At 65.2% G+C, this 25,773-nt stretch carries 26 protein-coding genes; 16 read left to right on the forward strand and 10 right to left on the reverse strand.

Translation table 11 applies throughout. The features are described from left to right. On the forward strand, positions 1-132 hold a 132-nt coding region (locus J4H92_RS09805), incomplete at its 5' end, for an integrase core domain-containing protein (RefSeq protein WP_208098214.1). On the opposite strand, the gene J4H92_RS09810 is transcribed toward J4H92_RS09805, so the two are convergent. From J4H92_RS09810 to J4H92_RS09820, 3 genes are all read right to left on the reverse strand, one after another. Further along, positions 94-429, reverse strand: coding sequence for a hypothetical protein (locus J4H92_RS09810; protein WP_208098010.1), 336 nt, complete (start codon positions 427-429; stop codon positions 94-96). The two genes, J4H92_RS09805 and J4H92_RS09810, sit on opposite strands and share 39 nt — an antisense overlap. Next, complete coding sequence (locus tag J4H92_RS09815) at positions 426-1,160, reverse strand: recombinase family protein (RefSeq protein ID WP_208098011.1); 735 nt, start codon at positions 1,158-1,160, stop codon at positions 426-428. The genes J4H92_RS09810 and J4H92_RS09815 overlap by 4 nt, the downstream gene beginning before the upstream one ends. 497 nt (positions 1,161-1,657) lie before the next feature. Continuing rightward, positions 1,658-2,122, reverse strand: a complete 465-nt coding sequence (locus J4H92_RS09820) for a hypothetical protein (protein WP_208098012.1) — start codon at positions 2,120-2,122, stop codon at positions 1,658-1,660. A gap of 762 nt (positions 2,123-2,884) precedes the next feature. Here J4H92_RS09820 and J4H92_RS09825 point away from each other — a divergent pair. After that, positions 2,885-3,466 (forward strand): ScaI family restriction endonuclease, encoded by a 582-nt coding sequence (locus tag J4H92_RS09825; protein WP_243752241.1) that lies wholly within the window; start codon positions 2,885-2,887, stop codon positions 3,464-3,466. Here the strand turns inward: J4H92_RS09825 and J4H92_RS09830 are convergent, their stop codons facing one another. Further along, positions 3,467-4,411 carry a DNA-methyltransferase gene (locus J4H92_RS09830; protein ID WP_208098014.1) on the reverse strand — a complete coding sequence of 315 codons (945 nt, stop codon included), beginning with the start codon at positions 4,409-4,411 and terminating at the stop codon, positions 3,467-3,469. It abuts the gene before it with no gap. A gap of 164 nt (positions 4,412-4,575) precedes the next feature. Here J4H92_RS09830 and J4H92_RS09835 point away from each other — a divergent pair, with 164 nt between their 5' ends. Both J4H92_RS09835 and J4H92_RS09840 read left to right on the forward strand, forming a co-directional pair. Next, entirely contained in the window at positions 4,576-5,436 is an 861-nt protein-coding gene (locus tag J4H92_RS09835; RefSeq protein WP_208098015.1) for an AbiJ-NTD4 domain-containing protein, read from the forward strand. 903 nt (positions 5,437-6,339) lie between these two features. Next, on the forward strand, positions 6,340-6,579 hold the full coding sequence (locus J4H92_RS09840; protein WP_208098016.1) for a hypothetical protein: 240 nt from the start codon (positions 6,340-6,342) through the stop codon (positions 6,577-6,579). 53 nt (positions 6,580-6,632) lie between these two features. Here the strand turns inward: J4H92_RS09840 and J4H92_RS09845 are convergent, their stop codons facing one another. The 3 genes from J4H92_RS09845 to J4H92_RS09855 form a co-directional block, all read right to left on the reverse strand. After that, complete coding sequence (locus tag J4H92_RS09845; protein WP_208098017.1) at positions 6,633-6,806, reverse strand: hypothetical protein; 174 nt, start codon at positions 6,804-6,806, stop codon at positions 6,633-6,635. Continuing rightward, positions 6,806-7,162 carry a hypothetical protein gene (locus J4H92_RS09850; RefSeq protein WP_208098018.1) on the reverse strand — a complete coding sequence of 119 codons (357 nt, stop codon included), beginning with the start codon at positions 7,160-7,162 and terminating at the stop codon, positions 6,806-6,808. Before J4H92_RS09850 ends, J4H92_RS09845 begins: the two co-directional genes overlap by 1 nt. Positions 7,163-7,230: 68 nt before the next feature. Next, entirely contained in the window at positions 7,231-7,614 is a 384-nt protein-coding gene (locus tag J4H92_RS09855; RefSeq protein WP_208098019.1) for a hypothetical protein, read from the reverse strand. Between the two features lie 480 nt (positions 7,615-8,094). Between J4H92_RS09855 and J4H92_RS09860 the strand changes: the two genes are divergently transcribed. Then, positions 8,095-8,535, forward strand: coding sequence for an Lsr2 dimerization domain-containing protein (locus J4H92_RS09860; protein WP_208098020.1), 441 nt, complete (start codon positions 8,095-8,097; stop codon positions 8,533-8,535). 2 nt (positions 8,536-8,537) lie between these two features. Further along, positions 8,538-9,104: a DUF1643 domain-containing protein gene (locus tag J4H92_RS09865; protein WP_208098021.1), complete on the forward strand. Its 567-nt coding sequence runs from the start codon at positions 8,538-8,540 to the stop codon at positions 9,102-9,104. 439 nt (positions 9,105-9,543) lie between these two features. Here the strand turns inward: J4H92_RS09865 and J4H92_RS09870 are convergent, their stop codons facing one another. Then, positions 9,544-9,831 (reverse strand): hypothetical protein, encoded by a 288-nt coding sequence (locus tag J4H92_RS09870; protein WP_208098022.1) that lies wholly within the window; start codon positions 9,829-9,831, stop codon positions 9,544-9,546. 78 nt (positions 9,832-9,909) lie between these two features. Further along, positions 9,910-10,911 carry a DUF808 domain-containing protein gene (locus J4H92_RS09875; RefSeq protein WP_208098023.1) on the reverse strand — a complete coding sequence of 334 codons (1,002 nt, stop codon included), beginning with the start codon at positions 10,909-10,911 and terminating at the stop codon, positions 9,910-9,912. A 213-nt stretch (positions 10,912-11,124) separates the two neighbouring features. On the opposite strand from J4H92_RS09875, the gene radA reads away from it, so the two are divergent. Next, positions 11,125-12,489 carry a DNA repair protein RadA gene (gene radA, locus J4H92_RS09880; RefSeq protein ID WP_208098024.1) on the forward strand — a complete coding sequence of 455 codons (1,365 nt, stop codon included), beginning with the start codon at positions 11,125-11,127 and terminating at the stop codon, positions 12,487-12,489. Positions 12,490-12,535: 46 nt separating this feature from the next. Continuing rightward, positions 12,536-14,029, forward strand: coding sequence for a malate:quinone oxidoreductase (locus J4H92_RS09885; protein ID WP_208098025.1), 1,494 nt, complete (start codon positions 12,536-12,538; stop codon positions 14,027-14,029). 50 nt (positions 14,030-14,079) lie between these two features. Here the strand turns inward: J4H92_RS09885 and J4H92_RS09890 are convergent, their stop codons facing one another. Beyond that, entirely contained in the window at positions 14,080-14,844 is a 765-nt protein-coding gene (locus J4H92_RS09890) for an HAD-IIB family hydrolase (protein WP_208098026.1), read from the reverse strand. 227 nt (positions 14,845-15,071) lie between these two features. Between J4H92_RS09890 and J4H92_RS09895 the strand changes: the two genes are divergently transcribed. From J4H92_RS09895 to J4H92_RS09930, 8 genes are all read left to right on the forward strand, one after another. After that, complete coding sequence (locus tag J4H92_RS09895) at positions 15,072-18,872, forward strand: choice-of-anchor I family protein (RefSeq protein WP_208098027.1); 3,801 nt, start codon at positions 15,072-15,074, stop codon at positions 18,870-18,872. 347 nt (positions 18,873-19,219) lie between these two features. Beyond that, positions 19,220-20,332: an extracellular solute-binding protein gene (locus tag J4H92_RS09900; protein WP_208098028.1), complete on the forward strand. Its 1,113-nt coding sequence runs from the start codon at positions 19,220-19,222 to the stop codon at positions 20,330-20,332. 109 nt (positions 20,333-20,441) lie between these two features. Next, entirely contained in the window at positions 20,442-21,398 is a 957-nt protein-coding gene (pstC, locus tag J4H92_RS09905) for a phosphate ABC transporter permease subunit PstC (protein ID WP_208098029.1), read from the forward strand. Then, positions 21,398-22,489 (forward strand): phosphate ABC transporter permease PstA, encoded by a 1,092-nt coding sequence (gene pstA, locus J4H92_RS09910; protein WP_208098030.1) that lies wholly within the window; start codon positions 21,398-21,400, stop codon positions 22,487-22,489. Before pstC ends, pstA begins: the two co-directional genes overlap by 1 nt. Positions 22,490-22,566: 77 nt before the next feature. Next, a complete protein-coding gene (pstB, locus tag J4H92_RS09915) occupies positions 22,567-23,346 on the forward strand; it encodes a phosphate ABC transporter ATP-binding protein PstB (protein ID WP_208098031.1) in 780 nt (259 codons plus the stop codon). A 76-nt stretch (positions 23,347-23,422) separates the two neighbouring features. Further along, positions 23,423-24,214: an alpha/beta hydrolase gene (locus J4H92_RS09920; RefSeq protein WP_208098032.1), complete on the forward strand. Its 792-nt coding sequence runs from the start codon at positions 23,423-23,425 to the stop codon at positions 24,212-24,214. Beyond that, positions 24,211-24,933, forward strand: a complete 723-nt coding sequence (locus J4H92_RS09925) for a GntR family transcriptional regulator (RefSeq protein ID WP_208098033.1) — start codon at positions 24,211-24,213, stop codon at positions 24,931-24,933. The genes J4H92_RS09920 and J4H92_RS09925 overlap by 4 nt, the downstream gene beginning before the upstream one ends. After that, positions 24,930-25,739, forward strand: coding sequence for a nitrilase-related carbon-nitrogen hydrolase (locus tag J4H92_RS09930; protein WP_208098034.1), 810 nt, complete (start codon positions 24,930-24,932; stop codon positions 25,737-25,739). The genes J4H92_RS09925 and J4H92_RS09930 overlap by 4 nt, the downstream gene beginning before the upstream one ends. The last annotated feature ends 34 nt before the right edge of the window (positions 25,740-25,773 follow it).

The raw sequence follows: 25,773 nt of genomic DNA on the forward strand, positions 1-25,773 counted from the left end.
GACAGCGAAGAAGCCAGGGCCGCAACATATGGCACCTGGCTCCATCACTACAATCATCACCGACCCCATACCGGGATCGGTGGGCAGACACCCTCAGATCGCGTTCACAACCTCACTGGGAACTACACCTAGAGCCGAACCCTTGAGATGGATTGGCTTGTTGCGCATCCAGGCTGGGAGAGTTTCATCCTTGGATATGAAGTCAGTGATGCTGGCTTCGATACCGTCCTCGACCAGTGCTCTCGCCAGATCCTTCTTCGGGCCGATGCCGCTATTGGCAAGCACCTCATCCCAGTCAGGTTCGATGCCGGCCATCTCTATCCCCGCGACGATCATGCTGAGCTGTAGGTAGGTGAGTGGGTCGTAGGCTGCAAACCCACCGAGCACGTAAGGGAAGTCGAGGCCTCCGGTGTTCTTCACTTCGTTCATGCTCTCGCACGCTCCTCTGCCTCGATGTGCTTCACAGCCACGGCGATCTTCGCCATCTGGGTGCGGGCTTTCTCATTGTTGGCCTCCCACTCTTCAAGGCTCGGCCCGTAGGTTCCCTTCAGCACCTTCTGGACGGTGGTGGGGCTGATGGGCTGTTCCCGCCTGTGCTTTGCGCTGTAGACGCGCACCGCTTTGGAGATCGCCTGGTAGCCGAGCCCCTGATCGCGGAGCTGATGGATGTAGGCGATGTGAGCGTTGGAGAGGCGTGGCTTCCTGCCGAGCTTGATGCCGTTGGCGGAAAGGTAGTTCAGTGCCTTCTTCGTGCGCCGCTTGATCTCCACCCGCTCGTTGTGATCCACGACCGAGTGGAAGGCGAGGTTAAGGTTTTGCTCGAAGTTGTCCAGGTCGTCGTAGATGCGGCCGTCCTCAAGAACCTTGAGGCTTGCGCCCTTCTCGATGAGCTTCCCGACGGCGTAGAGCACCTCGTAGCTCTTCCTGCCGAGCCGGGACTGCGAAACCACCACAACCTGATCGCCGGGTTCGATCTTGGCACGCATCCGATTCCACTCTTGTTCGAGATCGATGTCTCCGCTGTCGATGTTCTTTTCGCCGGAGATCCGGTCTACGAAGATCTCGTGGCAGCCCTCATCTGTCAGTTCGCTGTGCTGGATCTCGAGGGTGTTGAGCTGTTCCAGAGTGGATGCTCGAACATAGCCGTATTTCTTGCTCATGGTGCCTTCTCCTGGGTTTGGAAATGATGCCGTTTGTTGTCATCGGAGATGAATATCAACAAAGGTCATTCATTAGTCGTGGGTTAGATGTCATGCCACGGATACGGTGACAATACGTGGCTCCTAGGAGGAGTCAACTCCCCAGAATCCGCTATCACCAGAGAAGACAGCCGAGGCTCACTCGCCGAAGATCGGCTCGGCAGCGAAAGCAGCCGCCGAGCACTCTGGGGAGATTCCGGTGCCCGACTGACAGCGCCGAAATCTAGCCGAATCGGTCAACTGAGGTAGAGCCCGAATCCTCGCCTATCCGCAACACGTCTCGCAGTAAGACGACGTTCTTCCCGAATATGGCCCTTCCCGCATCACGTTCCAGGAAGCAGCCTCCCCAGAAAAGGTTGGCAGCAAGCGCCCGAGGCGGGCGCTACAACAGCGATGAGAACAGGGCTGGAGCCTGCGCGCTCAGGAACGAGAAAGCGGGATCGAGTGGCGGGCAGAATCTATAGATCGCGGATGTCCTGAACCCCTTCATCGCTGATCCTGAAGATTGCTACCTCGGGGTTCGTATCGACGAGATACCTACTCAGCAGATCACTCACCCGCTCAATCGTTTGCAGCGCCTCACCGATGGAGTCGTAGAGCTTGCGGTAGAGCGCTGGGCTGTCCCACCCCGGGATACCCTTCCAGCCACCGTGGTCGAAGAGTAGCCGATGCACCAGGTAGTTCCGCGCCTCAACCAACTCGCGATACTCGGCTTGCAGATGCTCAGGAAGCTCGGGCTCGACTGCCTTGGCTTTTGCGCCCAGTGTGCTCCGTTCTCGGGCAGGTTTCCCCAGTAGCACGTGGTGGATAGTATCGGCTGATGCCTCAGCAACCTGGCAGCGGGCGATTGCCCGACCGAGGAGCAGATACAGCAACTGCTGGGCTTCCTCGGGACTGTCAGGAACAGGGACCTCGTGCTCCATGCGGTCCTCCTGACACCGAGTAGTGCTCGACCGCACTCGCATCCATTATCCAAGGAGTCATAGGTGCGCGCACACCTCTTCAGAAAAAGAAGAATCAGGCCGCAGGAGGTTGGCAAGTTGGCATAGTTGTATCTTGACCCCACCTGACAGCCGCATCGTTGCGAACTGTCTTTCATGCGGGGATGAGAACGGGCCGGTCTCCGCCTACCGGACTCCCCAGCGGATTCCACTGGGCCTGCCATTCCTTGCGGTGCTCCAGGGAGAAAATATCTCAACCTGTCGGTTCCTTAGCTCCCGTTCATTCCCTCTCGGGCGGTGCCGTCTACCTGTACCTACGGTTCTCACGACGCAGGCGTCTCTGAAGCCTGAGCAGGGAACACCCCTCGCTACTCAGAGCGTTGCCGCTCCTGCTGGTGTTTCGCTCAGTAGCCCAGTGAGCGGTTCCGTCGGCTTCTCACGGCCTTCTGTACTTCGCTATTTGGCTAACCTCGTTCGCCCTCTCATGGGATCAGCGACTCATATCACAGCGCAAAGCAAGAGGCTCCCGGACGTGGAAATCCGGGAGCCTCTTCTACGCTGTGAGAACCGCAAAGCCGTTATATCGAAAGGACTAGCAGTCGCTCTAGAGGCGTCCAGCCGGTTCTATAGAAATGCTCATGGGATACCACATCCGCCTCTGCGGTCAAGAAGCCACCACGCTGAACCGTCCGCAAGTTGCGTTAGAGACCAGAAGCGCAGGGTTGGTAGTCTGGGGCTGTGATCATGTACCCAGAAGATCCATACGCCGGTGTCGATGAGAGCGACTGGCTCGAAGTGACCCGACAGCTCGTTGATGAGTATCCTTTGGCCCTTCCAGCGCTGAGAGAGGTCGTTCTTGATTCCTGGAGTCGCATACTCACAACGAAGATCGGTGGCGAGCTTCAGATCGGAGATGAGTACAAGCCCTCTCCTCAGATGATGGGGAACTTCCTACACAATATGATTCCGATCGTTCTCGAGCGAAATCATCCCTCAGAGTGGCGCAAGGACGACAGCCGGGACGAGAAGGACTTGATCTATCTCCCGGATAGCCGGTTCGATACCGAGATCAAGACATCCTCCTCCAATAGGATCTTCGCAAACCGGAGCTACGCGCAGCCGTCAGCGCCAGGTTCTAAGGACAAGTCTGGCTACTATCTCGCGATCAACTTTGAAGCGTTTAAGCACACCAGAACTCCCAAAATCACGATGATCAGGTTGGGATGGCTCTCTCATAGGGATTGGATTCCGCAGACTGCGGCCACTGGACAAGCTGCGCACCTTGCACCAATCACTTACCAGACGAAGTTCATCAGCGCGATGTAGCTAGTCCTGGAGGTCAAGCTGAGAGGAGCGCTTCTCTTTCGCCGAAAGGTAGCGGTTGACCGCCAACTCGCAATAATCTTCTCGCAGCTCAGATCCAACTGTTACTCGTCCCAAGCCGCTTGCAACCACTGCTGTCGTTCCGGAGCCTAAGAACGGATCAAATACGAGATCGCCTCTATTGCTTGAAGCAAGCACTACGCGCTCAATCACGGCTTCGGGGAACTGCGCCGGGTGGGGTGTCCGCTCAACCGAGCTACGGTTGCGACCGCTCGTAACCTTCGGAAAGCTCCACACGTCGGTGGGATTCTTTCCGGCGCTATTCACTTTGCGTCGACCGTTCTTAAACTGATTCGGGTACTTGACGTTAGGATCACGCACCTCATCTAGATTAAAGGTGTAGTTCTCCAGGTTGCGTACGAACCACAAGAACTTCTCGTTTCGAGGGGAATAGAACTTTCGCCCTGCGACCCCCGCGCCGTAATGCCAAACAACCTCCTGAACTAGCTGGAAGTCAGTCAGGTTCCACAACAAATAGGCCAGGGGAAGCGCCTTTGCTCCCTCGTGTAAAGGCGTGTAACCGACATTCAGCCAGAAGGTTCCGTTGCTGTTTGTTGTGTCGTAGACAAGAGACATCCACTGCTTTGACCAGGAAATGTACTCATCGAGCGACTTTGTTGCTTCGTACTCCTTACCAATGTTGTAGGGAGGGGACGTGACTGTCAGATCCCACGGGGAAGACTGCAGTCGGCTCATCAGGTCGAGTGAATCCATATTGAACAGCACAAAATCTTCATCGCTGAAATACGGCTCAACGCCGATCGACGCGTGAATCAACTTCACGCGCGCCGATGACGTTATTCTGTGGGCGTCGGTCAAAGTTGACTCTGTGGCCGCATCAGCCTCGGGTGAGCCGAGGAGTTGAGTGGTGCTGGCGCGTTGAAGCATAGGTCAATCGTATCGCGCGCCTCCGACATCGACGGAGTTATCCACAGGCTCAGAGAGGGTCCGTGGTTCGGTTGACCACGTGCAGTCGAACCGGTCGTATCGACCAGCTGCCGCTGGAAGCAAGGCGCGCCAAGCGTGACAGAGGCTCCCGATAGTCTCGAAGCATGGCTTCATTTGCAGAGCGCATGGGACTCCGAGAGACGCGCACACTCATCCAGAGCAACAGTCTGGACGAAGAGACCCGTGTCGACCTCTGGAATGTTCTAGTGATCCTTCGAGAGATTTTCGAACAGCAGCTTGACCGCTACCACGACAGCGGGCCGACCCACCGGGACCTGCTGACTTCGCTTTGGATGAACCATTTCAAGCAGCCCCGAGATGACGAACCTCACCCGAGCACGCTCTGGCTCAAGATCAAGGAGGAAGTGCTCACTGGCGAATGGTTCGACGTGCTGGATCTTTTCGAGCGGGTGGTGAAAGCCCTCGGCCGCACCGATGAACAGCGCGGAGAAACCAACAGCGCACCGTTTGCCGATGCTCTTAACGACCGCTTTGAGCACTACCTCGTTGGCTATCGCTTCATCGGCAAGGAAGTTACTCCTATTGATTCCAATGCCGAGGCTGAATCCGTCTCAGCCGCAATCGAAGATGCTGACGCAATAGCGGGGGCTCGCCACAGCCTCGAACGGGCAGTCGAACTCCTCGCCGATCGGACGAACCCCGACTATCCCAACTCCATCAAAGAGTCGATTTCTGCGGTGGAAGCTGTCACGAAGAAAATCACGGGTGAAACAACGCTCGGAGCTGGTCTCAAGAAGCGCGAAGCCAAACGTCTGCTGATTCATCCTGCGCTCAAGGAAGCGTGGCTCAAGATCTATGGTTGGACTTCAGACGAGAGCGGGGTTCGGCGCGGAGCCATCGAAGCCGCTAGCGTCGATCAGACGATGGCGAAGTACATGCTGGTGAGCTGTTCGGCTTTCGTTTCTTATCTCATCGAGGAGGGCCGCAAGGCTCAGCTCATCTGAGACCTGCCTCCCGAAAAAAGAAAACCACTCCCGCACTGTTCCGCCATCTACTGCGGGGCCTCGCCTCCCGCTGCTCCTTGCTCCTACTCCTCTGATCGGTGGTGAGCCAGCAGATCATTCTGCTGGGTGAGGCTGCCTGCGTGAAGGTGCCAGTCTCTGATGGCAGCTTCCAGCACTCATCGTGCTGTGGCAGATGAACTGACCTCGACAGTTGGGAATGCGTCGAGCGCTCAGTGGAGTGTGCGCACACTCCCGTAGCTCCAACTGGGCGGTGTCGCAGGTGGCTACTCCCCAGAGGTGTTCGCACACCTCTGGCAGCACCAGTGCCGGCAGGCACTGCTGCCGAAAGGCCGTTGGAAGATTGCAGGCAATGCTTCCGGCACCCCTCCTTGCTGGCAGCGCTGCTGACAGCCCGCAGACCGCGAGAGCGGGCTACCGGGAGCGCCAGGCGGGTGTTCGGTCACGCCTACCGCCAATGTCGTGGCAAGGAGCGGCGCTATTTTTCGCAGGAGCGTGTTCTAAGGGAACGGGAACTGTCACTGAACTCGAGATTCGTGCTTTCACACTGTTCTTGCCGCTCGTTTCGATGCCGAGCGGAGTGCTGTAGCTGCCTGCCTCAGCGCCGATCTACGTTCTAACGATCGATGATGCGCGCTGGTCGAGTTGGTGCCTGAAAACTGATCCTCAGCGCGATGAGCGGGATGGCGCTGATTCTTCGACCGCACATCGCTGCCTAGGAGTCGACCTAGCAGTTCTCATAGCAGTGCTACATCGCTCGTCCGGCGCTGTGCGAGTCGAACGGAATGCAATGCCAACGGCAGATTTCGCAGAAGTTGACTTCCTACTAGATCCATTCACAATCGATCCATCCGCCCCGAAATCCTGATGGAAAGAGGAAACACCATGGCAGCGAACACCAGCACTGAGACCCCTGCGGCCAAGGCCGAGAGCTTCGACCGGAAGGATCTGACGAGAACCTTCGCCCGGCTCAAGCACGAGGTCGGCGGCCTCGTGGATGACGCGAACCGGCTGCGCCCCTTCTACGCTCGCTCCAAGGAGGAAGCCATAGCCAAGCGCGACGCTGCGCTGAAGGTACTCTCGGAACTGGCGGACCGGATCGATGCCCTCAAGAAGCAAGACTGATCTGTCACCAGAACGCAAAAAGCCCCGGCCGGTGGCCGGGGCTTTTTCGATGCTCACAGTGCTGAGCGGAGGTAGTCGAAGATCGTTGTGGAGAGTTCAGCATGCAGCGATCCCTCTGCCTCGATTTGCCGGACGAGGGTATCCCACCGATCAGGATCGATGGGATACCCCAGCTCTGCTTCAGCGTGGTGGCGAGCTATCTGCTGTCCTATGGTGAGTTCGCTCATCATGCGGCATCCGCTGGAACCAGGCGCAAGGCCTGAAGCATGATGAAGCTAGGTATCACGCCAAATCCGTTCATCAGGATGACCTTCGACATGTCGGATTGGATCCCCGTCAGAATGTGGAACTCAGCGTAGATCTCTGGCTCTTCCCGGCGCCTGGATTCTTCGCGCTGACCTTTGAGAAAGCTGACGGTCTCATCGAGCAAATCGCTGGCGGACACCGGCCCCTTCGGATGCCTCAGATGTTCGGCGATGTACCACGGGAGATGGTCTGGCTCCCGAAGTTCCGGAGCCTTCGGATCAATCGGTGTCTTCGCCGCCTGGTTGCTCTTCTCGCGGTTGTGTGTTGCTTTGTCCATAGTGGGACTCCCATTCATTGTTGGGGCCGCTGCCAAAGCAGGCAGCGGCCCCAGGGTTGTACGTCGGATCAGGCGGCGGAGTGCTCAGCGAGCATCTTCTTGGCCTTCTTCTTCGGCGTGACGGGCTTCGCCTCGGAGGAATCGCCCGTGTAGGTGAGGAAGATCCAGCCCATGCGGGCATAGCTCGTAGTGCCCGACTTCGTGTTCGGGTTCACTTTGTCTTCTCGGAAGACCCAATCTGTTCTGAAGCCCTCGCCGAGCTTCTGTGCCTGGAGCCGGATGATCGGCTCGTAGACTTCGTCGACATGGTGGCCTCCTCGGAGGAGCACTGGCTTGCCAGGATTTTCTTTGGCGGCAGATACAGCCGCAGCGGTCAGGTACTTGCGCCCCTCGCGGATCTTGCGAGGAGCAGGGGCGGGGAGAGCATCAAAGATCTGAAGCTCAGCATTCATGGTTATCTCGGTTTCTGCCCGTGGATACGGGCGATTGTGTGGATGGCTCGGTTGAGCCCGGTTTTCTTTGGGTCGGACAGAGCCGTCGCTCCGCCGATGCTTGTGGAGGTGCGGGTCGCACCAGGCGCGAAATGGCGCAGTCGAGCGGCCGTTTCAGGCCAGTCTCGGAAAAAATCGCTGTTCGGTTTTCAGTGTTCAGACGCTCGCCCCGGTTCCTCGTTTCCTCCCCGGAGCGGCTATGTCCAAGACTCTACAGCGAGTCTCCGCAACTCGTCAAGCCGAAAGTCAAAGATTCTCGCGATTGGCGGGTGTCGATAGGCTTCGATCCCTTGTGATTACTGGGATATGTGCCGCGGAAAAATATCTGAGACACGGCGGATTTGGCTGGATATGAGCGCCGAAACACCCCTGATGGGGCCGTTCTTTGATGGGAAGTAGGGGTGAGTGGCGGATGCTCGGGCGTGAGAGTATGATCGAGTCATGGCTGACGTGATTATGAAAGTCGATGACCTCGACGGGACTCCCATCCCACCCAACGGTGGTGGCTCAGTGCGCTTCGGCTTCCGCGGGAAGAGCTACGAGATCGACCTCACCAGTGAGCACGAGGAAGAACTGGCTGCGCTGCTCGCTCGCTACATCGAGAAGGCCAAGGAACTGGATGCAGTAGCCGGTGGCGGTGAGCGCACTCCGCAGGCCACCGATGAAACTGATCTCGTGCGGGCAAAGCTGCTCCAGGCGGAGGCTCGGGAGAACCTGGCGGCGGGGAAGAAGCCCTACGACACCATCGCGGCGAGGGCATGGCTGAGTGAACAAGGCATCGAGTTCAACCAGATGGGGCCGCTCAAGAAGGAGTTTCGCCGGATCTACGAAGCCCACTACGGTCTCCCGCCCTATGAGGACGCCGCCCCCCACGCGAGCTAGCTGTGGTTGCCAACGAAGTTGTGAGCGATTCGGAGATGATCGTGCCCCAGGAAGCATGGTTGTACGAGAACAATGGCGATAACTCGGCACGCTTCGTCCTCGGCACCGTGGGTGAGAATCCACTTGTGTGCTTTGGAATCAATCCAAGCACTGCGGTGCCTGGGGCTCTCGACCCGACCGTCAGACGCGTGGCGGGCTTTGCTGCCGGAGGCGGCTACGACAGCTGGGTAATGCTGAACGTCTACCCTCAGATCGCGACCGACCCAAAGGGGATACATCGCACTTTCGATCCCAGCCTCAAGTCTGCCAACGAGCAATCCATCGAGAGATTGATCGCTGGTCGCCCGCTCGGGGTACTTGCCGCCTGGGGAGGCTTGATTGAGTCGCGCGGCTACCTGCCAACTCTCCTGGCGGACATCGTTTCGATCACGGACGCTGCTGGACGCACCTGGATGTCGCTCGGCGAGCTCCTGGGCAGTGGTCACCCTCGTCACCCGTCACGAGCGCGAGGCGACTTGCCCTTGCAGCCGTTTGACGTTAGCTCCTACTTGTCGAGACAAGGCCAATGACCACTTCCGCTGGACTCTGTCTTCATCTAACGACGGGACGGTTCAGCTTTCCCGATGATGAAACCTCTCTGCGTGCGAGTTGCCCGTCATCATGCCTTCTAAGCCCATAGCAGCCTGTCTAGCAGCGCAATAGCAAGAGATCGAACGTCGATGCCATAGCTGTTAGGTCGCGTCTGAGATCGTAGGTTAGGTGACTCGCGTTCGTGTGAGTTGACCTAGTGAGTTGATGTAGCCGAGTAAATCACGAGGCAAGCGCGTAAAATCAACGCAGAATGAGCGTCCATTCAAATCCCACCGTCACCGCCAGAACTCAACCCCCGACTCGCCGAGAAGACCCTGGGCAGTCGGGGGTTCCGGGTTATCGGTGAGAGCGCGGGTTTCCCGGTCCTCGGGTTCGTGGCCGGGGCCGGCGCGCTCCGCATCCTTCGCGCGGCGGGCGTCACCAGTCGTGGCGGAAGCCGAATCGACCATCCACGAACACGTCGATGTAGGTCGCGCCGCCGTCGATGATCTGCTGGGCGATGAACCGCACCGAGACCATGTGCGTCTCGTGCACCCCCACCTCGAGGTCGAACACGTTCGGCATGACGATGCCGAGATTTCCCCCGCTATCGACCGCGAGGACGTCATCGACGTGGATCGTCACCCGGTTGCGGATCCCGGCCACGCGCACGGTGACGTCGTGCCGCTCCTGAGCGCCGACGCTGAAGGTGAAGGCCCTGGACATGAATCCAACCCAATCATGGATCGCGCCGGTCGGATGCGTCGCCCCGCCGGATCCCTTCGGTGGAGCATCGCGCCGCCGTCACCGTGTCGGTTCCCCGGGCCGGGCAGAGGATTCCCCCGCCGCCGGCGCGGTGGGGCGCGTGAACCGCAGGCGGGCGACCGCTCCGAGCACCGCGACCACGACCGCGCCCCAGGCGAGGCCGAAGACCGCGGAGAGGGCGCTGTCGATCAACCAGGAGACGAGGGCCGGACCCCCGATCGCATGCGTGACGGTGTGGGCCAGCTCGTAGGGCCAGGGCACTCCGACCGCGGAGAGGTTGGCCAGCAGGATGTGCCCGCCGACCCACAGCATCGCGACCACCCCGATGACGCTCAGCGCGCGGAACACCCACGGCATCGCCCGGACGAGCCAGGCGCCGAGACGTCGTCGCAGGCGGGCGCCCGGGCGGCGCAGCATCCACAGGCCCACGTCGTCCATCTTCACGAGCAGCGCGACCGATCCGTAGACGGCGAGGGTCATCAGCAGTGCGACGACGATCAGCGTCGCGAGCCGCAGGATCCAGGAGTCCGTGTCGATGTTCGAGAGCGAGATGAGCATGATCTCGACCGAGAGCACGAGATCCGTTCGCACGGCGCTCGCCACGATCTGCTTCTCATCGGTCTCCGTGCGCTCGACCACCTGCTGCACCGCATGCTCGAGGTCCTCCTCGGCGGCGTGCCCCCGACGCGCGCCGATCCAGTGCCACACCTTCTCCGTGCCCTCGTAGGCGAGATAGGTGCCGCCGATCAGCAGCAGCCAGGGGAACACCCAGGGCGCCCAGACGCTCAGCAGCATGATCGCGGCGATGATGAGCGCCTTGTTCGCGAGGGATCCCCTGGTGATCTTCCACACCACCGGGAGCTCCCGCTGCGGGCTGATGCCGCGCACGTACTGCGGCGTGACCGCGGCGTCGTCGATGACCACGCCGGCAGACTTCGCGGAGGCCTTCGCGGCTCCCGCCACGACGTCGTCGATCGAGGCGGCGGCGGCCTTCGCCAGAACGGCGATGTCGTCGAGCAAGGCGAAGAAGCTGGCGCTCATGCCTCCACACTTTACTCCTGCGCTGCCGCTCGAGGCAGCGCCGATTCTGGGAGGCGTGCATTCGGGCTGAGATCGGCGCTTGGGAGGGCGGGATTGCCGGTTCGGATCAGCCTGAAGCGCAATCCCAGCCCGAAGTGCGAGCGTTCAGGGGACACGTGCGAAGCGATCCCTGTCGTGCGAAGCGATGTCGGACGTGGCCGGTAGGGTCTCAGCATGGCGAGAAGCTCGAAGACCCCCGGCGGCTACGCGTGCTCCGAATGCGGCTGGCGGGCGGCGAAGTGGGTGGGGCGCTGCGGCGAGTGCCAGCAGTGGGGCACCGTCGTGGAATCGGCCGGACCGGCAGTCGCGCGCGCGGTGCGCGCCCTGGCGCCGAGCGCCGGGCGAGAGGCCCGGCCCATCACCGAGATCGGCGCCGACGCGGTGACCCATCGTCCGACCGGCATCGGCGAACTGGACCGGGTGCTCGGCGGGGGAGTGGTGCCGGGCGCGGCGATCCTCTTCTCCGGCGAGCCCGGGGTGGGCAAGTCGACGCTCCTGCTCGACGTCGCCCACCGCTTCGCGGCGAGCGCCTCGACGCCCGGCCGGGCGCGGCCGGGCGGAGGCGGGCGTGTGCTGTACGCCAGCGGAGAGGAGTCGACGGGCCAGATCCGCATGCGCGCCGAGCGCACGGGGGCGTTGCACGACGGACTCTTCCTCGTCAGCGAGAACGAGCTCGGCGCGGTGCTCGGCCAGATCGAGGCGGTGGATCCCGACCTGGTGATCGTCGACTCCGTGCAGACGCTCGCGAGTTCCGAGGTCGAGGGGAGCGCGGGCGGGCCCGCGCAGGTGCGCGAAGCCGCGGCCGCGCTGATCCGCGTGGCGAAGGAACGGGATCTCCCGGTGATCCTGGTCGGTCACGTCACCAAGGACGGTTCGGTGGCGGGGCCGCGGCTGCTCGAGCACCTCGTCGACGTCGTCTGCCATTTCGAGGGGGATCGGCAGACGGCACTGCGGTTCCTCCGCACGCTCAAGAACCGTTTCGGCCCCACCGACGAGATCGGATGCTTCGAGATGACCGGGTCCGGCATCTCCGAGGTGCCGGACCCGTCGGGCCTGTTCCTCAGCCGGAGCGCCGAGCCCGTGAGCGGCACGTGCGCCACGGTCGCCCTCGAGGGGCGCCGCGCGCTGCCGGTCGAGGTGCAGGCGCTGGTCTCGGCCAGCGCGGCGCCGAATCCGCGCCGGGTCACGAGCGGGGTGGATGCTGCGCGGGTGGCGATGATCCTCGCGGTGCTCGAACGACGCGCGGGCGCCCGCCTCCACGACAAGGACGTGTACGTCTCCACCGTCGGCGGCGTCCGACTGGTCGAGCCGGCCGCAGACCTCGCGATCGCGCTCGCGGTGCTCTCGGCGGTCCACGATCGCCCGCTTCCCCTCGACCTCGCGGCCATCGGCGAACTCAGCCTGGCCGGGGAGATCCGCCCCGTCGTCGGTGGCGCCCAGCGCGCCGGCGAGGCCGGGCGCCTCGGCTACCGGAGGCTCGTCGACGCGGGCGCGGGCACGCTCGCCCGAGCACGGGAGGCGGCGCTCGAGAGCCGCTGAATCGCTCGCAGCCGGGCGCGACCCGGCCGGGGTAGACTGGTGCATCGTGAGTAATAACACGGTAGACGTAGCACTCATCGGCGGCGGCGTGATGAGCGCGACACTCGGGACCCTGATCTCTCAGCTCGAACCCGAGTGGTCCATCGAGATCGTCGAGTCGCGCGCCGAGGTGGCCACCGAGTCGAGCAATGCGTGGAACAACGCGGGCACCGGCCACGCGGCCCTGTGCGAACTCAACTACATGCCCGAGGCGGCCGACGGCACGCTGGATCCCGGCAAGGCCATCGAGATCAACGAGCAGTTCCAGCTCTCGCGCGAATGGTGGTCCTCGCTCGTGGAGCGGGGCGTCCTGGGCGAGCCGTCGAGCTTCATCAACGCGGTCCCGCACATGACCTTCGTGCGCGGCGAGCAGAACGTGGACTATCTGCGCCGTCGTCACGAGGTGCTGCGCGAACAGCCGCTGTTCTCGGACATGGAGTTCAGCGGCGATCCCGCGCGGATCGCGGAGTGGGCCCCGCTGCTCGTCGAGCGGCGCGCGAGGGACGAGGTCTTCGCCGCGACCCGTTCGGCGAGCGGCACGGACGTCGACTTCGGCTCGGTCACCCGGCAGCTGATCGGTCATCTCACCTCCGGGGGCGCCCGACTCCGCTTCGGTCAGGAGGCGAAGCGCCTGCGGCGCCGGGCCGACGGCACCTGGGACGTCTTCCTGCGCAGCCGCGCCGGGTACGGCGAGAGCATCATCAACGCCCGCTTCGTCTTCGTCGGCGCGGGCGGCGGCGCGCTCTCGCTGCTGCAGTCCTCCGGCATCCCCGAGATCCGAGGATTCGGCGGCTTCCCGATCAGCGGCAAGTTCCTCCGCTGCGACCGGCCGGAAATCGTCCGCGAGCACTGGGCGAAGGTCTACGGCAAGGCGGCGGTCGGAGCGCCGCCCATGTCGGTGCCGCACCTCGACACCCGGATCGTCGACGGCAAGGCGAGCCTGCTCTTCGGGCCCTATGCCGGGTTCAGTCCCAACTTCCTGAAGAAGGGCTCCTGGTGGGATCTGCCCGGGTCCATCCGTCCGCACAATCTCGGCCCGATGGTGAAGGTCGGCCTCACCGAGTTCTCGCTCGAGAAGTACCTGCTCGGCGAGGTCTTCGCGAGCCGCGAGAAGCAGCTCGCGGCGCTGCGCGAGTACCTTCCCTCGGCCCGGGCGCAGGACTGGCGGATGATCACCGCGGGGCAGCGCGTGCAGGTGATGAAGAAGGATCCGAAGCGCGGGGGGATCCTGCAGTTCGGCACCGAGGTCATCACCGGCGCGGAGGGCTCGATCGCCGGCCTGCTCGGCGCCTCGCCCGGCGCGTCGACCGCGGTCCACGCCATGCTCGACGTGCTGCGGCGCTGCTTCCCCGATCGCTTCGACGGCGAGTGGCGCCCCCGGGTGGAGGAGCACATCCCGGCCTACGGCACGGGACTCAACGGGGATCCGGCCGCGGCGGCGGCCTCCCTCGCCCGCACGGCTGAGGTGCTCGGGCTCTCCGCGGAGGCGTTGGCCCGGTAGCCGTCCCCGGCAGTCCTCGGGCGGTCGGGCTCGGACGCCGCCGCGATCGCCTACGCCGGGGAGCGCACGCTCAGCAGTCCCTCCAGGAACTCCGCGGTGTCCTCCCAGTCCGCGACGGCGCGGCAGCGCACGCCCAGCGCCTTGACCGGATAGTCGTTGCCCTCAGGGTCGAGCCGGTCTCCGACGAAGAGCATGTCGTCGAGGGGGATCCCGGTCTGCTCGGCGAGCTTTCGCATGCCGTACGCCTTGTCGATGCCGCGCCTGGTGATGTCGACCGAGGTCGATCCGCCGCTGCGCACCTCCAGTTCGGGCAGGCGCTCCGCGACCGCGGCCCGCAGCGCGTTCTTCTTCGATCCGTCGGGGTCCCAGGCCTGCTTGGCGGCGACCGGAGCCCGCTGGCCCAGGGCGGAGAAGGTGACCTGCGATCCCCGATCCTCGATGATCTCGCCCCAGGTCTCCGACTCCCACAGGCCCAGGCGCTCGGCCTCCTCCCGGAGCGCGGCGACCGCGGCGTCGCGTTCGACGGGGCCGAGGTGCTCCTGGTAGACGGTGAGCCAGCCGCCGTCGGCGCGGTGCTCGTACCGGGTGCCGCAGGTCGGCAGGAGATGCAGCCGCTCGAGCGTCGTCTCGTCGATCCCGTCGAGGCGGGAGAGCAGCTGCGTCTCGAACTGCTCGAAGTTGCCGCCCGAGATGACGGCGACGGAGGTGCGCTCGAGCAGCCTCGCGAACACGGCCAGCATGCGTTCGTCGATCGGGGATTTGGACGGGGCCAGGGTGTCGTCCAGGTCGAAGGCGATGAGCGTGGGGATCGGCATGATCCGATCCTATGGGGTGTCCCGCCCGCGGACCCCGTGGGCGACGGCAGCCGCCGCGGCCGGATCACGGAAGGGTTACGAACGGGTGAAGTTTCGGTCATCCGCCGTTCGAGCGCCGTTCACTTCTCGGTCACCTGTGATCTTCAAACTGAGTACGCCCTGGGAGTTCTGCGCGATCGCAGCCCCGGGCTCTTCCGCTCTCCACATTTCGTAAGGAGCCACCCTACATGTCCATGCTCACGAAGCAGACGCGGCGGGCGTCCGCCTCCGCTGTCGCACTGACTCTGGCGCTGGGCGCCGCGGTCGTGCCGGCGCACGCCGCTCTCGCGGCCGTCGTCCCGGCGCCGATCGTCCATTCGGCGGACGACGCCAAGCTCTCGCTCGAGGCCATCGGTACGTTCGAGACCGGGGTGTTCGACGCATCCGCCGCCGAGATCGTGCAGGCCCACGGCGACCGGCTGTTCGTCGTGAACGCCCAGGCCGGCGCGGTGGACGTGCTCGACTACAGCGACCCGTCGCAGATCGTGAAGCTCTACACGATCACCTCGACCGGCGTGGCGAACTCGGTCGCCATCCGCGAGGACGGACTCGGCGCGATCGCCTTCCAGGCCGACACGAAGACCGCCGCCGGTCACGTGCTGTTCTTCGATGCGACCGCCGGCACCGCGACCCCCCTGGGAACCGTCACGGTCGGGGCGCTGCCCGACAACGTCGTCTTCTCCGAGGACGGCGCGTTCGCGCTGACCGCGAACGAGGGCGAGCCGGCGGATGACTTCTCCTCCGACCCCGAGGGCTCGGTCAGCGTCATCGGCCTTCCCGGCGAGCTGGCGGCACCCGCGCAGAGCGATGTCCGCACCGCGGACTTCAACGACTTCGAAGCCGGCGGCAGCAAGACCCTCCCGGCCGGGGTGCGCGTGTTCGGCCCGACTCCGCACGGCGCCGACAAGCCGGTCAGCCGCAACCTCGAGCCCGAGTACATCACCGTCGACGGCGACACCGCCTACGTCGCCCTCCAGGAGGCGAACGCCATCGCCAAGGTCGACATCGCGCAGGCGGAGATCACCGAGGTCCTCGATCTCGGGCGCAAGGATCACGGCGCGGCGGGCAACGGCATCGACCCGAGCGATCAGGGAACCACCGTCGACATCCGCACGTTCGAGGGGCTCAAGGGCATCTACATGCCGGACGGCATCGCCTCCTACCAGGCGGGCGGCGAGACCTACCTGGTCACCGCGAACGAGGGCGACGCTCGGGAATGGGGCAGCTACGTCGAGGGCGCGCGAGCCGGATCCCTCACGCTCTGCGCGGACAGCCCGCTCGTCGGCAAGCTCGGCAACACCGATCTCGGCCGTCTCAACGTGTCGAAGGAGGAGGGCCTGAACGCGGCCGGCACCTGCTACGAGGAGCTGCACGCCTTCGGTGCGCGCTCCTTCTCGATCTGGGGCGCGGACGGCACCCAGGTGTTCGACTCGGGCGACCAGCTCGAGCGCATCACGCTCGCCGCCAACCCGGACTACTTCAACTCGAACCACACGGCCGCGAACCGCAAGAACCGCAGCGACGACAAGGGCCCCGAGCCCGAGAACCTCGCCATCGGCCAGATCGGCGCAGGCACCTACGCCTTCGTCGGCCTGGAGCGCGTCGGCGGCGTCGTGGTCTACGACATCACCGATCCCGCGGAGTCGAAGTTCGTCACCTACGTGAACAACCGCGACTTCACGAAGGCCGCCAACAGCGCGGCGGCCGGGGATCTCGGGGCGGAGGGTCTCGCCTTCATTCCCGCGGCCGATTCCGCGACGGGCACGCCGCTGCTCGCCGTCGGCAACGAGGTGTCGGGCACGACCACGCTGTTCGAGATCACCGACCTGTTCCCCGAGCTGCAGATCCTCACGATCAACGACTTCCACGGCCGGCTCGAGGCCGGTCTCAGCAACGGCGAGGTCGGCGCGGCGGGCGTCGCCGGCGCGGTGAACGCGCACCGCGAGCAGAACGTCAACACCCTGTTCGTGTCGGCCGGCGACAACATCGGCGCCTCGACCTTCCCGTCCTTCATCGCGCAGGACAACCCGAGCATCGACGTGCTCCGCGAGGCCGGGCTCGATCTGAGTGCAGTCGGCAACCACGAGTTCGACCAGGGCTTCGCCGATCTGACCGATCGCGTGCTGCCCCGCTTCGGCGGAGACGAGTTCGGCCTGGGCGCCAACGTGTATCTGAAGGGCACCCAGACGCCCGCGCTGAAGGAGTTCGAGGTCAAGACCGTCGACGGCGTGCGCGTGGCGTTCATCGGCACGGTGACCGAGCAGACCGCCGCGATGGTCAGCCCGACGGGAATCGCGGGCATCGAGTTCGGCGATCAGCTCGCCGCGGCGAACCGCGTGGCGGGCAAGATCGTCCGGGACGACCTGGCCGACGCGATCGTGCTGCTGACCCACGAGGGCTCGGCGGTCTCCGACTGCTCGGCGATCGCCGGCGAGCGCAGCCAGTACGGCAAGCTCGTCCGAGAGGCATCGACGTACATCGACGCGATCGTCTCGGCGCACACCCATCAGCGCTACGCCTGCGAGATCGCGGGTCCCAGCGGAGCGGAGCGTCCGGTGATCCAGGCGCACCAGTACGGCACGACGCTCGGCAAGCTCGACCTGGTCTACGACCGGGCCGCGGACAAGCTCGTCTCGGCCGAGGGCGAGACGGTGTCGCTGACCCGGAAGGATGGGACCAACAACGTCCCGGTCTTCCCCTCGGACGAGCGCATCAAGGCCATCGTCGACTCGGCGGTCGAGGAGGCCGCTGAGGCGGGCAAGGTCCAGGTCGGCGAGATCTCGGGCGACATCCTGCGCGGCAAGACGAGCGAGGGATCCGAGGATCGCGGTATCGAGTCCACCCTCGGCAACCTGGTCGCGGACGTCTACCTGTGGGCGACGTCGAACGACGCGTACGCCGGGACGAAGGCGCAGATCGGGCTGATGAACCCCGGCGGTCTCCGGGCCGATCTCGCGTACGGCGCCGACGGCACCGTCAGCTACCGCGCGGCGGCCAATGTGCAGCCGTTCGCCAACACCCTCGTCACGCTCGAGCTCACCGGCGCCCAGCTGCGCCAGGTTCTCGAAGAGCAGTGGCAGCCCGAGGGATCGTCCCGGCCCAAGCTGCACCTCGGGATCTCCGACGGGCTCAGCTACGGCTACGATCCCGAGGCTCCCCGAGGCGAACGGGTGCAGACGATCCGCTTCGAGGGCGAGGATGTGCAGGATGCCGACACCTTCACCGTCGTCACGAACTCGTTCCTCGCGGCCGGCGGCGACAACTTCGTCACCCTCGCCGAGGGCACGGAGCGCACCGACACCGGCCAGATCGATCTCGCGGCAACCGTCGAGTACTTCAAGTCCCACGACACCGTGGACCCGGCTCCGCTGGGCCGTGCGGTCGTGGGCGATCTCGAGCCGGGCGTCGTGGAGCCCGCGGTGAGCGTGAAGGCGAAGAGCTCGTCGCTCAAGTACGGTCAGGCGAACTCCGCGACGGCCACGGTCACCGCGGACGGACGCCCCGCGACCGGCAAGGTGCAGGTGCTGTTCGCGGGCAAGAGCGTGAAGACGCTCGAGCTGTCGAACGGGAAGGCCACGATCGCCCTGCCGAAGACGACCAGGCCCGGCTCGCAGAGGCTCACGGCGAAGTACCTGGGCTCGGAGGGCGTCTCGGCAGGCGAGGCCTCGACCACGGTCCGGATCGCGAAGGCGAAGCCGACCGTGTCGGCTTCGCTCGCCAAGAAGTCGGTGAAGCGGTCCCAGAAGGCGAAGATCCGGGTGACGGTGAAGCTGCCGGGCGCCTCCGGCGTCTACGCGAGCGGCAAGGTGCGCGTGCTGTCGGGCAAGAAGACGGTCAAGACCGTGTCGCTGGCGGCGTCTCGGAAGGGCAAGGTGACCGTCACGCTGCCCAAGCTCAAGAAGGGTTCGCACAAGCTGCGCGTGCAGCTCCCCGCGACCTCGACGCAGCTCACGGCCCAGTCGAAGCAGCTCACCCTCCGGGTGCGCTGAGCGACGCCCGACCGAGCGGGGCGCGGCTGGAGAGCCCGCCCCGCTCGGCTCGCGTCCACGGTTGATGCAGATCTCCCTGGGGAACGGCTGCGACTTCTCCGCGAAACCGCCGATAGCGAGGACGGGTGCAGGGGTCCGACTTCTCCCTCGCCGACCGCATGAGGATGCCGGATACGCGACATCGAACGCTCGGATTGCGGTCATAAACGGCAACCTCTCGTTCACCTCCGTTAACCTTCCGTTCATTTTCAAGAAGAGTTTCGGTCACGTGACGCTCTTATCCTGTGATGCTGTGGGCGCTTGCTCACTCACACATGTACCCAACGAAGAAACGGATACGACCCGCAGTGAAGATCTCAGCTTCGATGAAGGCCGCCGCTATCGGTGGCATCGCCCTGCTCGCGCTCACCTCCTGCGCTTCCAATGAAGGTGGAAGCGGCAGCGGCGAGAACGGGGAAAACGGCTCGTCGCTCACGGGCACGCTGAACGCCACCGGTGCTTCCTCGCAGGACGCCGCGCAGCAGGCCTGGATCGCTTCGTTCCAGGACACCCACAGTGGCGTCACCATCAACTACCAGGCCACCGGCTCCGGTGTGGGCCGCGACAACTTCCAGGGCGGCGGACAGGCCTACATCGGCTCCGACCGCGCCTTCGACGACGAGGAGATCGCCGCGGGCGGTTTCGGTTCGTGCGTGACCGACGACATCGTCGAGATCCCGGTCTACATCTCGCCCGTCGCCATCATCTTCAACATCGAGGGCGTCGAGTCGCTCAACCTGAAGCCGTCGGTCGTCGCCGACATCTTCAACGGCGAGATCACCAAGTGGAACGATGCGGCCATCGCCGAGGACAACGACGGCGTCGAGCTGCCCGACCTGGACATCTCGCCCGTGCACCGCAGCGACACCTCCGGCACCAGCGAGGTCTTCGGCACCTACCTGAACGCGGTGGCTCCCGACGAGTGGCCGCACGAGCCCTCCGACACCTGGCCGGTCGCCGAGGGCGAGTCGGCCCAGGGCACCTCGGGCGTCGTCCAGACGGTCACCAACGGCAACGGCACCATCGGCTACGCCGACGCGTCGCAGGCCGGCACCCTGGGCACCGTCGCGGTGCAGGTCGGCGAGGAATTCGTCTCCTACTCGGCCGAGGCCGCCGCGCAGCTGGTCGAGGCCTCGCCGCTCGCCGAGGGCCGTGGCGCCGGCGATCTCGTCTTCGAGGTCGATCCCGCCGCCGCCCCCGCCGGCTCCTACCCGATCGCCCTGGTGAGCTACCTCATCGCCTGCGAGCAGTACGAGGACGCGAACATCGCGGAGCTCGTCAAGGAGTACTTCACCTTCGTCGCGAGCGCCGAGGGCCAGGAGGTCTCCGCCGGGGCCGCCGGTTCCGCCCCGCTCTCCGAGACGCTCCGCACGCAGATCAACGGTGCGATCGAGCTGATCGGCAGCGGCGCAGCCGAGTAGTCGAACCTCGCTCCGCGCGATGCCCCGGCCGAGAACGATCGGCCGGGGCATCGCGCGGGGCGGGTCCCCTGTCTAATATGAAGAACCACCGTTGCGCGACGAGGAGAGCATGAGTACCGCGACCACATCTCCGCAGGCCGGAGCCCCTGCAGCGAAACGGAGGCTCGGAGACGTCATCTTCTCCGGCACCGCGCTCGGCTCCGGCATCATCATCCTGCTCGTCCTCGCGGCGGTGACCTTCTTCCTCATCGCCCAGAGCATCCCCGCGCTGACCGAGGATCCGGAAACCAACCCGATCCTGGGCGGCGCGAGCTTCCTCTCCTACGTCGGGCCCCTCGTGTTCGGCACGATCTGGTCGTCGCTCATCGCGCTGGCGCTCGCCGCCCCGCTGAGCATCGGCATCGCGCTCTTCATCTCGCACTATGCGCCGAGACGCCTCGCCACGCTGCTCGGCACGATCATCGATCTCCTGGCGGCCGTTCCCTCCGTGGTCTACGGGCTCTGGGGAGCGATCGTCCTCAGCGGCTTCCTCCAGCCCTTCTACGTCTGGCTCAACGCCAACCTCGGCTGGATCCCGCTCTTCTCCGGACAGGTGTCCGCCACGGGGCGCACTATCCTGACCGCGTCGCTGGTGCTCATGGTCATGATCCTCCCGATCATGACGGCGATCTGCCGCGAGGTCTTCCTGCAGACGCCGAAGCTGCACGAGGAAGCGGCGCTCGCCCTCGGCGCGACGCGCTGGGAGATGATCCGCATGTCGGTGTTCCCCTTCTCCCGCGGCGGCATCGTCTCGGCAGCCATGCTGGCGCTCGGACGCGCACTCGGAGAGACCATGGCCGTGACCATGGTCCTCTCCGCCACCGGCGTGGTCACCTTCCAGGTGCTCACGTCCACGAACCCCTCGACCATCCCGGCGAACATCGCCCTCAACTTCGGTGAGGCGCACGGCACCGGCACCAACGCACTCATCGCGACCGGTCTCGTGCTCTTCATCGTCACCTTCGTCGTGAACGCGGTCGCCCGCTGGATCGTCAACCGCCGAGCCGAATTCTCTGGAGCCAACTGATGACCGCCTCCGTAGTCACGCCGAGCGCCGCGAACGCGATCAACTCGCTCAGTTCGGGCCGTCTGCCCCGCTGGGCGCCCTGGACGATCCTCGCGGTGTCGCTGGCGCTGTCCTTCGCCGTCTTCGCGCTGCTCAACATGGGCGGTGAGATCGCCGACTTCAACATCGCTGGCGCCGTCTTCTTCGGGTTCGTCGTGTTCGCCATCGCGCTGGTGGTCATCTCGCGGATCGTCGAGAGCAGCCGTCACGCCACGAACCGCTTCGCGACGGCGCTCGTCTCGCTGGCCTTCGCGATCGCGCTGCTGCCGCTCGTCTCGCTGCTCTACACGGTGACGGTCAACGGCCTGCAACGCTTCGACGCCGAGTTCTTCTCGAGTTCGATGCGCAGCGTCGTGGGGGACGGCGGCGGCGCCGTCCACGCCATCTGGGGAACGCTGCTGATCACGCTGGCCGCGGCGATCATCTCGGTGCCGATCGGTCTGTTCACCTCGATCTACCTGGTCGAGTACGGGCGCGGGCGGCTCGCGCGCGCGATCACCTTCTTCGTCGACGTGATGACCGGCATCCCCTCGATCGTCGCCGGCCTCTTCATCGTCGCGCTGTTCACCATGCTCATCGGCTCCGGCAAGTACATGGGCTTCATGGGCACGCTCGCGCTCTGCGTGCTGATGGTGCCCGTGGTCGTGCGCTCGAGCGAGGAGATGCTGCGGCTGGTCCCCAACGAGCTGCGCGAGGCCTCGTACGCGCTGGGCGTGCCGAAGTGGCTGACGATCGCCAAGGTGGTGCTGCCCACGGCGATCGCGGGCATCATGACCGGCGTGATGCTCTCGATCTCGCGAGTCATCGGCGAGACCGCTCCGCTGCTGCTCACCGCCGGCTTCACGACGTCGCTGAACACGAACCTGTTCGACCAGCCCATGATGACCCTTCCGGTGTTCGTCTACAGCCAGTTCCAGAACCCGGGGACCAACATCGACGCGGCGCTCGGCCGCGCGTGGGCCGGTGCGCTCACCCTGATCCTCATCGTGCTGGCGCTCAACATCGTCGCGCGCCTCATCGCGAAGTACTTCTCACCGAAGACGGGCCGATGAGCGGACGGCCCTCGACCGAGCCCACGGGCGCCACCACACACGTCATCGACCCGCATAGCTGAAGGAAGCACCACAACATGTCGAAGCGAATCGAAGTCAACGACCTCAACGTCTACTACGGGGACTTCCTCGCGGTCGAGGGCGTGTCCATGAACATCGAGCCGCGGAGCGTCACCGCGTTCATCGGCCCGTCCGGTTGCGGCAAGTCCACATTCCTGCGCACGCTCAACCGGATGCATGAGGTGATCCCGAAGGCGTACGTGACGGGAGAGGTGCTGCTCGACGGCGACAACCTGTACGGCCCGGGAGTCGATCCCGTGCTGGTGCGGCGGCAGGTCGGCATGGTGTTCCAGCGGCCGAACCCCTTCCCCACCATGTCGATCCGCGAGAACGTGCTCGCCGGCGTCAGCCTCAACAATCGTCGGCTCTCGAAGAGCGACGCCGACGATCTGGTCGAGCGCTCGCTCAAGGGCTCCAACCTCTGGGAGGAGGTCAAGGACCGTCTCGACAAGCCGGGATCGGGGCTCTCCGGCGGCCAGCAGCAGCGGCTCTGCATCGCCCGCGCCATCGCCGTTCAGCCCGAGGTGCTCCTGATGGACGAGCCCTGCTCGGCGCTCGACCCCATCTCGACGCTCGCGATCGAGGACCTGATCGACGAGCTGAAGACCGAGTACACGATCGTGATCGTGACGCACAACATGCAGCAGGCCTCGCGCGTGTCGGATCGCACCGCCTTCTTCAACATCGCGGGCACGGGCAAGCCGGGCAAGCTGATCGAGTACGACGACACCTCCACGATCTTCTCGACCCCGACGGAGAAGTCGACCGAGGACTACGTCAGCGGCCGCTTCGGCTGATCCGCTCGCGGGGGCCGGTGCGCGCGCCGCGCCGCGCATCGTCCGGAGAATATACGGCTCGGCTATGCTTACACCCATGAGTGCGGTGCGAATCGACGCTGATGCGGTGCGCTGGGCGGTCGCCGGGCGGGAGGCGTCCGCCGACGCCGCTGCGCGTGCGCTCGCCGAGGGTCGACCGCTCCTGCTCCTGATGCACGGCTTCGGATCCTTCGAGGGGGATCTGATCGGACTGGCGCCCCGCCTGCCGCTCGGCTTCGTCTGCGCGTCGCCGCGAGCGCCGCTCGTCGCACCGCCGCCGATCGTCGACGGATACTCCTGGTGGCCGCTTCCGCTCGGTGCGGACGGTCTGCCGCTGCCGCAGCCCGAGCCCGCAGAGTTCGTCGGAAGCGGGCCGCACACGGCCGCACTCGCCGTGCTCGACTGGCTCGACGGACTGGACGAGAGGATCCTCGATCACGGTGCGGATGATCTCGGCTCCGATGGGACCGGCGCCGGAGGGATCGGTGCGGTCGCGCTGCTCGGGTTCTCCCAGGGAGGCTGCCAGGTTACCTCGCTGCTCCGGCTGCGGCCCGACCGTTTCGCCTGCGGCGTCAACTGCTCGGGCTTCGTCGCTCCCGGCCGGTTCGACGGCGACGCCGAACTCGCGAGGATCCGCCCTCCGCTCTTCTGGGGCCGCGACGAGGCCGATCCGATCATCGACAGGGAGCGGATCGAGTCGACCGCGGAGTGGTCGCCGAGGCATACCGAGCTCGAGGCGCGCCTGTATCCCGGTATCGCCCACAGCATCGGCGCCGACGAGCTCGATCACATCGCCGCGTTCCTCCACCGTCACGTCCCGGACGGTGCCGTGCAGAGGCCGGCGGCATGACCGCACCGCCCGGCAAGACCGGGAACAAGACCCAGCTGGTGTACGACTTCGTGATGGAGCGCATCGTCGACGGCACCTTCGGCACCGGAGAGTTCCTGAACATCGGCCTGCTCGCCGAGAAGACCGGCGTGAGCCTGATCCCCACGCGCGAGGCGCTGCGACGACTCGAGAGCGAGGGGCTGGTCGAGTTCCTGTTCCACCGCGGGGTCAGGGTCGCCGAGCTGACGATCGAGGAGTACCGGGAGATCATGCAGACGCAGGCCGTGCTCGAGGGCCTGGCCGTCGGGCTGTCGGTCCCGCTCCTCACCGACGGCGAGCTCTCCCGCGCCCGCGAGGTGAACGCGCGCATGAACGAGGCGCACGACTCCGGGGACTTCCACGCCTACAACGAGGGCAGCCTCGAGTTCCACGGCATCCTCCGCGCGCCGTGCCCGAACCGGCACCTGCGCGACATCCTCGACCGCGGCCAGTCGCGGATCGCCGCGGTGCGGGCATCGGTCGTGGGGTACCGCGGCACGGTGGCGCAGCGGCTCAGCGACGAGCACGAGCACATGCTCGACCGGATCGCCGCCGGTGCCGGCTCGGACGAGGTGGAGGCGCTGATGCGCGCGCACCGGGAGGGGACCATCGCCGCCGACAGCGAGGGGCTCAGGCGCAGCGCCGCGGAAGCGCGCGGAGGCGGCTCCGCGGACGCGCCGAGAGCCGCGGGGCCGGCATGACCCGCGTCGCTCTCGTGCAGATCGCCAGCCCCGATGAGGAGTCCAGGGACGAACGCATCGGCCGGGTGGAGACCCTGCTGCGCGCTCGGGACGGCGAGGGGATCGAGCTCTTCGTGCTCCCCGAGCTCTGGAGCGCGGGCTACCTCGCCTTCGACCGCTACGACGAGCTGGCCGAGCCGGGCGACGGCCCGACGGTGTCCATGTGCATCCGCGTCGCGCGCGACCTGGGCGTCTGGGTGCACGCCGGGAGCTTCGTCGAACGGGGCGAGGACGGGCGGCTCCACAACACGACGGTCCTGGTGGACCCGCTGGGCCGGATCGCCCAGGTCTATCGCAAGATCCACGTGTTCGGCTATCGCTCCCGCGAGGCCGAGCTGCTGACGCCGGGAGACTCGTTGAGCGTCGTCGACACGCCGCTGGGGAGGCTGGCGTCGACCACCTGCTACGACCTGCGCTTCCCCGGTCTCTGGTCGGAGATCGGCGCGCGCGGGGCCGAGACGGCGATCGTTCCCGCCGCCTGGCCGGCCGCCAGGCGGGAGCATTTCACCCTGTTCACCGAGGCGAGAGCCGTCGAGCACCAGTTGTGGATCATCGCGGTGAACGCGTGCGGCGTCCAAGCGGGGGTCGAGCTCGCCGGGTGCAGTCGGGTGGTGGATCCCTGGGGCCGCGTGATCGCGGAATGCTCCCCGGACGTCGAGGAGATCGCGGTGGTGGACGTCGACCCCTCGCTGGTCGCCGAGGTCCGGAGCGAGTTCCCGGTGCTCCGGGACCGGCTCCCGTCGGGCGGCTACGCCGAGCTCCGGTGAGCGCCGACGCGATCGCCGACCGGGGCGTTTTGGC

This window comes from Leucobacter weissii, from assembly GCF_017565745.1.
Classification (GTDB): Bacteria; Actinomycetota; Actinomycetes; order Actinomycetales; family Microbacteriaceae; genus Leucobacter; species Leucobacter weissii.